The organism is Haemophilus sp. HMSC066D02 (assembly GCF_001810545.1).
GTDB lineage: Bacteria > Pseudomonadota > Gammaproteobacteria > Enterobacterales > Pasteurellaceae > Haemophilus_D.
On the sequence record NZ_KV801826.1, the window covers coordinates 43,907 to 54,623 of the forward strand.

At 39.5% G+C, this 10,717-nt stretch carries 10 protein-coding genes; 8 read left to right on the forward strand and 2 right to left on the reverse strand.

The window, feature by feature from the left end:
* Positions 1–92: 92 nt before the first annotated feature.
* Both HMPREF2750_RS08710 and murQ read left to right on the forward strand, forming a co-directional pair.
* Positions 93–1,211, forward strand: coding sequence for an anhydro-N-acetylmuramic acid kinase (locus HMPREF2750_RS08710; protein WP_070583493.1), 1,119 nt, complete (start codon positions 93–95; stop codon positions 1,209–1,211).
* 3 nt (positions 1,212–1,214) lie between these two features.
* On the forward strand, positions 1,215–2,123 hold the full coding sequence (gene murQ / locus HMPREF2750_RS08715) for an N-acetylmuramic acid 6-phosphate etherase (RefSeq protein WP_070583495.1): 909 nt from the start codon (positions 1,215–1,217) through the stop codon (positions 2,121–2,123).
* Positions 2,124–2,183: 60 nt separating this feature from the next.
* On the opposite strand, the gene HMPREF2750_RS08720 is transcribed toward murQ, so the two are convergent.
* Positions 2,184–3,842, reverse strand: a complete 1,659-nt coding sequence (locus HMPREF2750_RS08720) for a phospho-sugar mutase (RefSeq protein ID WP_070583497.1) — start codon at positions 3,840–3,842, stop codon at positions 2,184–2,186.
* A 190-nt stretch (positions 3,843–4,032) separates the two neighbouring features.
* Positions 4,033–4,602, reverse strand: coding sequence for a DUF5358 domain-containing protein (locus HMPREF2750_RS08725; RefSeq protein WP_083304584.1), 570 nt, complete (start codon positions 4,600–4,602; stop codon positions 4,033–4,035).
* 144 nt (positions 4,603–4,746) lie between these two features.
* Between HMPREF2750_RS08725 and menB the strand changes: the two genes are divergently transcribed.
* The 6 genes from menB (at position 4,747) to HMPREF2750_RS08755 (ending at position 10,214) form a co-directional block, all read left to right on the forward strand.
* Positions 4,747–5,604, forward strand: coding sequence for a 1,4-dihydroxy-2-naphthoyl-CoA synthase (menB, locus tag HMPREF2750_RS08730; protein WP_014064726.1), 858 nt, complete (start codon positions 4,747–4,749; stop codon positions 5,602–5,604).
* A 70-nt stretch (positions 5,605–5,674) separates the two neighbouring features.
* The gene (gene menC, locus HMPREF2750_RS08735) at positions 5,675–6,664 is read left to right on the forward strand and encodes an o-succinylbenzoate synthase (protein WP_070583499.1); all 990 of its coding nucleotides are present in this window, start codon (positions 5,675–5,677) and stop codon (positions 6,662–6,664) included.
* 60 nt (positions 6,665–6,724) lie between these two features.
* The gene (aroQ, locus tag HMPREF2750_RS08740) at positions 6,725–7,177 is read left to right on the forward strand and encodes a type II 3-dehydroquinate dehydratase (RefSeq protein ID WP_070583501.1); all 453 of its coding nucleotides are present in this window, start codon (positions 6,725–6,727) and stop codon (positions 7,175–7,177) included.
* A 162-nt stretch (positions 7,178–7,339) separates the two neighbouring features.
* The gene (accB, locus tag HMPREF2750_RS08745) at positions 7,340–7,804 is read left to right on the forward strand and encodes an acetyl-CoA carboxylase biotin carboxyl carrier protein (RefSeq protein ID WP_070583502.1); all 465 of its coding nucleotides are present in this window, start codon (positions 7,340–7,342) and stop codon (positions 7,802–7,804) included.
* 60 nt (positions 7,805–7,864) lie between these two features.
* Positions 7,865–9,211 (forward strand): acetyl-CoA carboxylase biotin carboxylase subunit, encoded by a 1,347-nt coding sequence (accC, locus tag HMPREF2750_RS08750; protein WP_049368242.1) that lies wholly within the window; start codon positions 7,865–7,867, stop codon positions 9,209–9,211.
* Positions 9,212–9,371: 160 nt separating this feature from the next.
* Positions 9,372–10,214: a Slam-dependent surface lipoprotein gene (locus HMPREF2750_RS08755; protein WP_070583504.1), complete on the forward strand. Its 843-nt coding sequence runs from the start codon at positions 9,372–9,374 to the stop codon at positions 10,212–10,214.
* Positions 10,215–10,717: the final 503 nt, after the last annotated feature.

Here is a 10,717-nt window from a genome sequence, read left to right on the forward strand (position 1 = left end):
TTATAAGAAGAAAAGAGAGAACCACAATGTTCTCTCTTTTTTTATTTTTTTAAAATCCGCTATAATTCTGAAAAACTCACGAATTAAATACTATGACTTATTATCTTGGCATCATGTCTGGCACCAGCCTTGACGGGGTGGATATTGCCCTTACTGACATCCAATCTAATCAAACCAAATTAATTGCGGCAGATTTCACACCGATGCCCGCAAAGTTACGCGAAAAAGTGACCGCACTTATTCAATCTGGTGAAACCACGTTACAAGCATTGGGTGAGCTTGATCATCAATTTGGTTTGCTCTATGCAGATTGCGTAAATGCCTTTTTACGTAAACACCAATTAAAACCAGAAAAGATTGAAGCCATTGGCTGCCATGGCCAAACAGTGTGGCATTCCCCAAAAGGTCAATTCCCGTTTACCATGCAAATTGGTGATATGAATTTATTAGCCGCTAAAACGGGCATCACGGTTGTCGGTGATTTGCGACGTAAAGATATGGCGTTTGGTGGACAAGGGGCGCCTTTAGTACCCGCTTTTCACCAAGCGGTATTTTTTGATCCTAACTGGGCAACAGTGGTGCTTAATATTGGCGGTATTAGTAATGTATCGTTATTGATACCCGAACAGCCTGTCATTGGCTTTGATACGGGAACGGGTAATACTTTGCTCGATCAATGGATCGAAAAGCATCAAGGCAAAGCTTACGACAAAAATGGTGAATGGGCGGTTTCAGGTCAAGTGAATTCAGATTTGTTAGCGGCATTATTAGATGAAGATTTCTTTCAACTGCCACCACCGAAAAGCACAGGGCGTGAATTATTTAATTTGGCTTGGCTAGAGAATAAAATTCAAAAAATAGCAGGCAAAACGACCGCACTTTTACCACAAGATGTACAAGCCACTTTGGCAGAATTTACCGTGCAAAGCATTGTTTTAGCCCTTAATAATATTCAGACGACATTACCATGCCGATTACTTGTTTGTGGCGGAGGTGCTAAAAATCAGGCGATCATGAATGGTTTAAAACAGGCATTACCAAATTGGCGTATTCAACTGACGACGGAATTAGAACTTGATATCGATTATGTGGAAGCGGCAGCTTTTGCTTGGTTGGCCTATCGTCGTATGCATAATTTACCCGCGAATTTGCCGAGTGTGACGGGTGCCACAAGTGCGGTCAGTTTAGGAGCGATTTTTCCAAAGGAATAAACCATGGCAGAGAATTTATTACAAACCCTTTCAACTTTAATTACTGAACAACGGAATCCTAATTCCATGAATGTGGATAGCTTGTCTGCATTAGAAATTGTGCAGTTAATGAATCAGGAAGATAAACAAGTACCTCTGGCAATTGAAAAATGTTTACCTCAAATTGCTCAAGCGGTCGAATGTATTGTTGCTGCATTTCAACAAGGTGGTCGATTAGTCTATATTGGCGCCGGAACCAGTGGTCGATTAGGCGTACTGGATGCCTCTGAATGCCCGCCAACATTTGGCGTGTCACCTGAAATGGTGAAAGGTATTATTGCAGGCGGCGAGCGCGCATTGCGTCATCCAATTGAAGGGGCGGAAGACAGTAAAGCACAAGCTGTGGTTGACTTACAAACAATTCACTTTTCCTCAAAAGATGTGTTGGTGGGTATTGCTGCAAGTGGCCGAACACCTTATGTGATCGGTGCATTGGAATATGCGAAAAGTTTAGGTTCAGTGACGGTTTCGATTGCAAGTAATCCGAATTCAGCGATGGCGAATATTGTGGATATTGCCATTGATACGGTAGTGGGGCCAGAAGTACTGACTGGTTCGAGCCGTTTAAAATCAGGTACGGCACAAAAATTAGTACTGAATATGCTTACTACGGCTTCTATGATCTTAATGGGTAAATGCTATCAAAACTTAATGGTGGATGTGCAGGCAAGTAATGAAAAACTGAAAGCTCGTGCCATTCGTATCGTCATGCAAGCCACGGATTGCGATAAGGCTCTCGCAGAAGAAACATTAAAGCAGGCTGATCAAAATGCGAAATTAGCGATTATGATGATTCTGAGTGGATTAGATCGTGCCCAAGCAGAGGCTTTATTAGAAAAACATCAGGGCAAGTTACAACTTGCATTGGAATAAGCAAAAATAAAACGCTAGGCATCAAACCTAGCGTTTTTTATTATTTAATAGTTTGCTCAATTAGCAATCTTGTTTGCCGTAAGCATCTTGACGAAGGATTTGACGAACGCCTTCATCAAATTGAGCTAAAACTTGATCCGCGTCTTTTGGATCTTTACCGCGAGCATCAAGATAGAACTTGATTTTCGGTTCTGTACCAGATGGACGAACGATTAAGCGGCTACCGTTTTCTAATACGAATACAAGGATGTCGCTTTGGCGATCAGTTTTAGTGTGGTCGATGAATTGTGCCACTTTAACACCACCTACTTCAGCTGGAGGCGTGTTACGAAGTGCGGCCATTAATTTACCAATTTCAGATAAATCGCTTACACGGATAGAAATTTGGCCACTTACATAAGCACCGAATTCTTGTGTGAAGTCATTAGCATAATCCGCTAAGGTTTTGCCTTGTGCTTTTAAGTGACGCACTAAATCTAAGAATACGATCGCCGCTGAAATACCGTCTTTATCGCGTACTTTATCTGGGTCAACTAAGTAACCAAGCGCTTCTTCGAAACCGAATAATAAGCCTTGAACTTTACCGATGTATTTGAAACCGGTTAAGGTTTCTTCTGATTGGAAACCGTATTTTTTCGCAATTTCAGCAAGCGCTGGAGAAGATACTAAAGAACACGCTAATACGCCTTTCTCACCTTTTGCATGATATTGTTTTGCTAAATACCAACCTAAGAAACAACCTACTACGTTGCCGTGTAAAGGTTTCCAGTTACCTTGCGCATCAGGAACAGCTACAGCTAAACGGTCTGCATCAGGGTCATTGGCAATAATGAATTCTGCATTGTGTTCTTTTGCTACTTTAATCGCTAAGTCTAATGCACCTTTTTCTTCTGGGTTAGGGAAGTTTACTGTTGGGAATGTGCCATCTGGCCATACTTGTTCTGCCACAATGTGAGGTTGTGGAAGACCTGCTTTGGTTAAGGTTTTGCTTAATACTTCATAGCCTACACCGTGCATTGCGGTATAAACGTAGTTAATGTCTGCTTTAGGTTCTTTAGCAAGAGAAGCGGTTTTTTCGATATAAGCATTAACTACTTCATCATCTAACACCACATAATCTTGGCTACGTGGTAAATCTTTTACATTGCCTGCAGCTACTTTATCGATTAATGCGGCGATATCTTTGTCAGCAGGAGAAACGATTTGGCCACCGCCGTTCGCTTTACCTAAGTAAACTTTATAGCCGTTATCTTCCGGTGGGTTATGACTTGCAGTCACCATGACACCAGCAGTGGTATCAAAATATTGGATTGCGTAAGCTAATACTGGAGTGGGTAATTTACGTGGAAGTAAATAAGCTTTCACGCCTGCACCCGCCATGATTTCAGCGGTATCACGAGCGAAAACATCAGAGTTTTTACGACCATCGTAACCAATCACGATAGAAGGCTGTTTGTCGTAATCTTTTAAATAATCCGCTAAACCACCAGCTGCTTGTGCTACTAAAACACGGTTCATCCCCATAGGGCCTGCTTGTAATGGTCCACGAAGCCCAGCAGTACCAAATTGTAAACGGCCACTAAAGCGAGCTTGTAATTCAGATTGTGCTTTTTCATCACCATTTTTCGCCGCCGTTAAAAGTGCGGTTAATTCTGCATGAGTTTCTGCATCAGGATCTTGGTTTAACCAGTTTTGTGCAATATCAAAAAGCGTTGTCATGATGTTTTCTCCTTGTAAAAACTAATTCTTGTTAGACTAGCTGAAAATGACTTTAATTTAAATGGCTATTTTGCTTTTTTACTGAAAATTTAAGCTTTTTTTGATCGCAACCGTTTTCTCTTGATATAAAAAAGGCGTAAAAAATATTTACGCCGTGAGAGTGATATAAATTTATATAAAATAATAAAAATTAGAGAAGAAGGGCTGAACCCCATTTAATAATATCAAAGAAGAATTTGTTTTGATTGGTTGCAATACCATCACCCGTTTTCTTCAATGTGCCATCATCATTTTTCGTTTCATCTACCATGCCATTTACATATTGGCCTTTCACGACATCTAAGTCTTCTTTTGCCTGAGTACGTAAAATTTGGCAAGCTTTTGGCTCTAATGCATCGACATCACCAATTTCTGCACGGAACTTCTTAAATTGATAGGTTGCGTAATTCATCGATTTTTCATCTTTTTGAATCATTTTTACATAGTCTTCACCGATGATTTTTTCTAACGGATAGAAAAAGACATATTGGGAATGAATATAGCTATCTTCTTTGGCAAAATGTTGTTGCTGAATACGAGTTAAATTTGGATAGATACATTGTTCAGCTTGTTTACTTGCTACAGCCCATGTTTTTGCATTGGCATCAGACAGAAGGTAGTCTGCTTGTGCGAATTCAGCAGGAATAGTTGATTGTGATGAACCAAATAAACTACAAGCATTCAATAACATGATGCTGCTTAAAAAAATAATTTTTTTCACTTAAATTTCCTTACTAAAGTTGGAATGGCGGAATTTTAACAATAACGACATAATTGTAAAGTCTTCAGTAATTGATTTTCTTTCCTGAAGTAAGAAACTTCCGCTATAATGACCGCACTTTTTACACTTATAAAGGAAAGAACAATGCAAAATCCAAAAGATGATGTTTTATATGCACCAGTTGAGTGGGTTGACCATAGCGAAGGTTATACTGATATCCGTTTCCACAAATCGACTGATGGTATTGCAAAAATCACCATTAACCGTCCCGAAGTGCGCAATGCATTTCGTCCGCAAACAGTTAAAGAAATGATCCATGCATTTTCTAACGCGCGTTTCGATGAAAAAATTGGCGTGATTGTGTTAACTGGCGAAGGCGAAAAAGCATTCTGTTCTGGCGGTGACCAAAAAATTCGTGGTGACTACGGCGGTTACAAAGATGAAAGCGGTGTGCATCATTTAAATGTATTGGATTTCCAACGTGATATTCGTACTTGTCCAAAACCAGTGGTGGCAATGGTGGCTGGATATGCAATTGGTGGCGGTCACGTATTGCATATGTTATGTGATTTAACCATCGCAGCAGAGAATGCGATTTTTGGTCAAACTGGTCCTAAAGTAGGTTCATTTGACGGTGGCTGGGGTGCAAGCTATATGGCACGTTTAGTTGGTCAGAAAAAAGCTCGCGAAATTTGGTTCTTATGCCGTCAATATAATGCGCAAGAAGCATTAGATATGGGCTTAGTGAATACCGTAGTACCTTATGCAGATTTAGAAAAAGAAACCGTGCGTTGGTGTCGTGAAATGTTACGTAACAGCCCAATTGCATTACGTTGCTTGAAAGCTGCATTAAATGCAGACTGTGATGGCCAATCTGGTTTACAAGAACTCGCGGGTAACGCAACCATGTTGTTCTATATGACTGAAGAGGGTCAAGAAGGTCGTAACGCGTTCAACGAAAAACGTGCACCAGACTTTAGTAAATTCAGACGTAATCCTTAATTTGAATATAAAAAGTGCGGTTAAAAATCAGTGTGTTTTTAACCGCACTTTTATCATCAAGGAGAATAAGATGGAAACCAAATCATTTAATCTTTATCGTTATTCTATTCCCGTCGATAGTCAGTTAATTTTACGTGGACGTTTTTTAAAACGTCGAGAAGGCTTGATTGTGCGTGTTGCTTGCAGCCGTGATGGTTGGGGAGAAATTGCCCCTTTGCCAGGATTTAGTGAAGAAACCATCGAACAAGCGCAAGACCAAGCCATTGAATGGCTGACAAATTGGTGTCATGCAAGCTGCGAAGCGCCAAGAGTCCCACTTGACGGTTGTTATCCTTCTGTTGCCTTCGGTATTAGCACGGCGATGGATGAGATGAAACGTTATTTAAATGAGGAAGGTAACTATCATACTGCACCGTTGTGCTATGGCGATCCTGATGAGTTATATGCAGAACTGAATCAAATGCCAGGTGACAAAGTGGCTAAAATTAAGGTCGGGATGTATGAAGCGAATCGTGATGGTTTGATTACGGATATGTTTCTTGAAGCCATTCCTGATTTGCAATTACGTCTAGATGCGAATCGTCAATGGACCTTGGAAAAAGCATTAAAATTTGCGGAGAAAGTAAAACTAGAACATCGTTCTCGCATTCAATTTTTGGAAGAACCTTGTAAAACCTGTGAAGAAAGCCGCCAGTTTGCTGCTCAAACCGGTATTAATATTGCTTGGGATGAAAGTGTGCGAGAGCCAGATTTTCTTTTAGAAAAAGAACCGCACTTAAGCGCCATTGTGATTAAACCAACATTGATTGGCTCGCTGCAAGATTGTCAAAAGCTGATTGCACAAGCGCATAGCTTAGGCATAAAAGCGGTGATCAGCTCGAGTATTGAAAGTAGCCTTGGATTGACGCAACTTGCTCGTATTGCAGCGCAATATACCCCCAATGTGACACCTGGACTGGATACATTGAACTTAATGCAACATCAAGTATTACGCGCATGGCCGGGCTCAGATTTACCGCTAATTGATCTAAATTCAGAATTTATTACCAAAATCGTATAGAGATACGACCACCATTACACAAAAAATCGCTATAATTCGCATAAGTTAAAGGATGTGAAAATGTCAAAAAAATTCAATATTTTGCTGTTAAATGGCCCGAACTTAAATATGTTGGGCGCAAGGGAACCAAAACATTATGGTTCACTTTCATTATCTGCCATTGAAGAAAATGTGGGTAAACTTGCTGAGCAGCATGGTGTGAATTTGGAGTGTTTCCAAGCAAATAGCGAAGAAAAGTTAATTAATAAGATTCATCAAAGTTTTCAGAAAGTGGATTTTATTTTAGTTAACCCAGCAGCTTATACGCATACCAGTGTTGCATTGCGTGATGCGTTGCTTGCAGTGTCAATTCCTTTTGTTGAAATCCATTTGTCTAATGTGTATAAGCGCGAGCCATTCCGTCACCATTCTTACTTTAGTGATGTGGCTGAAGGCGTGATTTGTGGCTTAGGTGCAAAAGGCTATGAGTTTGCTCTCCAATTTGCGTTAGATTTTTTAAATAAAAAAGCATAAAATTTCACAAAATTTACAGATTTTCGCAGAAATTTATCGCAAAGTGCATGATTTTGCGGTAATCTTGCCGACACAAAAAAAACAGGTTTTAAAATTACCGCGCTTTGGAAATCAATTCTGAAAGTGCGGTTAACAATTCATTATTATTTTTAGGAAGAACGTATGGACATTCGTAAAATCAAAAAACTGATTGAATTAGTAGAAGAATCGGGTATCACTGAATTAGAAGTGCAAGAAGAAGAAGGTACAGTACGTATTAGTCGTGCGGCACCAGCGGTTGCACCTGCTGCAATTCAATATGCAGCAGCGCCAGTCGCACCGGTTGCGGCTCCGGCAGCAGCGCCAGCACCTGCAGCGGCTGCACCTGCGGAAGCGCCTGCAGCTGAAATGTCTGGTCACCAAGTACGTTCACCAATGGTGGGTACATTCTATCGTAGCCCAAGTCCTGAAGCGAAAGCTTTCGTGGAAGTGGGACAAACAGTCAAAGTAGGTGATGCACTTTGTATCGTTGAAGCAATGAAAATGATGAACCGTATTGAAGCTGATAAAGCTGGTGTGGTTAAAGCAATCTTAGTAAATGATGGCGAAGCGGTTGAGTTTGACCAACCATTAATCGTTATCGAATAATCCCTATCAATCTGAAATGGCGAGCTTTCTCGCCATTTTTTCACCCAAGTGGAAATTGTTATGTTAGAAAAAGTTGTGATTGCTAACCGTGGTGAAATTGCACTGCGTATTTTGCGTGCCTGTAAAGAATTAGGCATTAAAACCGTGGCGGTTCACTCTACCGCTGATCGTGATTTAAAACACGTGTTACTTGCAGATGAAACAGTCTGTATTGGACCTGCTCCATCTGTAAAAAGTTATTTAAATATTCCTGCTATTATTGCAGCTGCAGAAGTAACTGGTGCGGATGCTATTCACCCTGGTTATGGTTTCCTTTCTGAAAATGCAGATTTTGCAGAGCAAGTTGAGCGTTCTGGTTTTATTTTTATTGGTCCAACAGCAGACGTCATTCGTTTGATGGGGGATAAAGTTTCTGCGATTAAAGCAATGAAAAAAGCGGGCGTGCCTTGTGTACCGGGTTCAGATGGCCCAGTAGGTAGCGATATCGCGAAAAATAAAGAAATTGCAAAACGTATTGGCTATCCAATTATTATCAAGGCATCTGGCGGCGGCGGTGGTCGTGGTATGCGCGTGGTACGTAGTGAGGATGCACTTGAAGAATCCATTGCGATGACCAAAGCTGAAGCAAAAGCAGCGTTTAACAATGATATGGTTTACATGGAAAAATATTTAGAAAATCCACGCCATATTGAAATCCAAGTTTTAGCGGATACACACGGTAACGCAATCTACCTTGCAGAGCGTGATTGTTCTATGCAACGTCGTCACCAAAAAGTCGTAGAAGAAGCACCCGCACCAGGTATTACCGAAGAAGTTCGTCGTGATATTGGTTCCCGCTGTGCGAAAGCTTGTGTTGAAATTGGCTATCGTGGTGCTGGTACATTTGAATTCTTATATGAAAATGGTGAGTTCTATTTCATCGAAATGAATACTCGTATTCAAGTAGAACACCCAGTAACAGAAATGATCACCGGTGTGGATTTGGTGAAAGAACAGTTGCGTATTGCGGCTGGCTTACCACTTTCTTACAAACAAGAAGATATTAAAGTGAAAGGTCATGCGATTGAATGTCGTATCAATGCAGAAGATCCAAAAACATTCTTACCGTCTCCAGGTAAAGTGGTACACTTACACTCACCAGGCGGTTTAGGTGTTCGTTGGGATTCTCATGTGTATGGTGGTTATACCGTTCCTCCACATTATGATTCTATGATCGCAAAATTAATCACATATGGTGATACTCGTGATGTAGCAATCCGTCGTATGCAAAATGCATTATCAGAGACGATCATTGATGGTATCAAAACAAATATTCCACTTCATGAACTCATTCTTGAAGATGAAAACTTCCAAAAAGGTGGGGCAAATATCCACTATTTAGAGAAGAAATTAGGGATGTATGATTAATTTATAAATTATTAAGGTAAAGACAAAATATTGTCTTTACCTTATTTTTTATATAGGTTTATATATAATCATATTAAATTTATGATAAGATAAAATTTACATAAATTTATGTTATGTCTGTCTATTAATTGTGTTTCGTTAACAACCTAAGAGGTAAATTATGAAAAATACTATTTTAAAGTTTAGTTTAACAGCTTTATCCGCATTAACTTTAGCTGCTTGTGGAAGTAGTGGCGGTGGTGATGCTGGAAGTAGTAGTCAAGCACCAACAAAAGATAAACAAGCTGCACAAACAACTCAGCCAGCTAAAAAACAGAATAATTCAAGTAATCCAGTATCAACATCTTCAAACAATAAAACAGGTGGTGCTATAGTAGTTGATTCAGATAATAAGGGACATGTTACAGCTAAAACTGTAGCACTTACTTCAGCAAATTTATATAAAATTAATGTTGATGGAAAAGATATTCCTATTGGGTTTGGTCCTGGTATTAGCGCGAGAGGCTGGACACAGGCCACAGCTAAAACAATTAATGGTATGAAATTAAATGGTAAATTAGAAGTTTGCTGTGGTTCTTATAGCAATGTTCGTTTTGGAGCAATTGAGAGCCAAGATCCTAGTCAAGATGATATCTTGTTTTATAACGGATATCCTACAACTTCAATGCCATCATCAGGCGTAGCGTCCTATAGAGGGGATAGCATTATTTCAGCTGATACGGATAAATTACCAGATGAAGATTATTTAAAAGGTTCATCTAGCTTTACTGCTGATTTCGGTAATAAGAAATTAACGGGTACCTTAAGCACGCATAACAAAGATGTAGTTAAGATTGATGCTAATATTTCTGGAAATGGTTTTTCAGGTACAGCTAAATCAGATTTGTTAAATTCTCAGGGTAAAGCTGAAGGTAAATTCTATGGTGAGAATGCAAAAGAATTAGGTGGTTCAGCAAACGCTAATGATAATTCTTGGGGCGCTGCATTTGCTGCTAAAAAGTAATTATCACCGTATTTAGGAAAATATCTAACTTTATACATCCATTTTTAGTTTAAAACTGCTAAAAGACGGCTCTAGTCTCTATTATTTAGAGAGAAATTTGGATGTATCATTAATAATAAAATGGCTAACACAATTAGGTTAGCCGTTTTTATTGTCCGTAGTTAATTTTATGTTAATGAATTATAATTTTAATTTGAAAATGTATTTTAAATCCTTTTATAATGCACCCTTATTTTTACCTAAGGAAAAATTATGAAATTTAATCTCTCTAAATTAAGTTTAACAATTCTTGCAACTGTAACGTTAGCTGCCTGTGGAAGTAGTGGTGGTAGCAATACTCAACCAGTTAACCAAATAAAACCAGCTGAGTCAGTAAAACCAGCTGAGCCAGTAAAGCCAGCTGAGTCAGTAAAGCCAGCTGAGTCAGTAAAACCAACTGAATCAGTAAAGCCAGCTGAGACAGTGAAACCAGCTGAGACAGTGAAAGCAGCTGAGACAGTGAA

What these genes read in the sequence shown, in the direction of transcription:
- HMPREF2750_RS08710 (WP_070583493.1), top strand. Translation starts at nt 93, where the DNA reads ATGACTTATTATCTTGGCATCATGTCTGGCACCAGCCTTGACGGGGTG.
- murQ (WP_070583495.1), top strand. Translation starts at nt 1,215, where the DNA reads ATGGCAGAGAATTTATTACAAACCCTTTCAACTTTAATTACTGAACAA.
- HMPREF2750_RS08720 (WP_070583497.1), bottom strand. Translation starts at nt 3,842, where the DNA reads ATGACAACGCTTTTTGATATTGCACAAAACTGGTTAAACCAAGATCCT.
- menB (WP_014064726.1), top strand. Translation starts at nt 4,747, where the DNA reads ATGCAAAATCCAAAAGATGATGTTTTATATGCACCAGTTGAGTGGGTT.
- menC (WP_070583499.1), top strand. Translation starts at nt 5,675, where the DNA reads ATGGAAACCAAATCATTTAATCTTTATCGTTATTCTATTCCCGTCGAT.
- aroQ (WP_070583501.1), top strand. Translation starts at nt 6,725, where the DNA reads ATGTCAAAAAAATTCAATATTTTGCTGTTAAATGGCCCGAACTTAAAT.
- accB (WP_070583502.1), top strand. Translation starts at nt 7,340, where the DNA reads ATGGACATTCGTAAAATCAAAAAACTGATTGAATTAGTAGAAGAATCG.
- accC (WP_049368242.1), top strand. Translation starts at nt 7,865, where the DNA reads ATGTTAGAAAAAGTTGTGATTGCTAACCGTGGTGAAATTGCACTGCGT.
- HMPREF2750_RS08755 (WP_070583504.1), top strand. Translation starts at nt 9,372, where the DNA reads ATGAAAAATACTATTTTAAAGTTTAGTTTAACAGCTTTATCCGCATTA.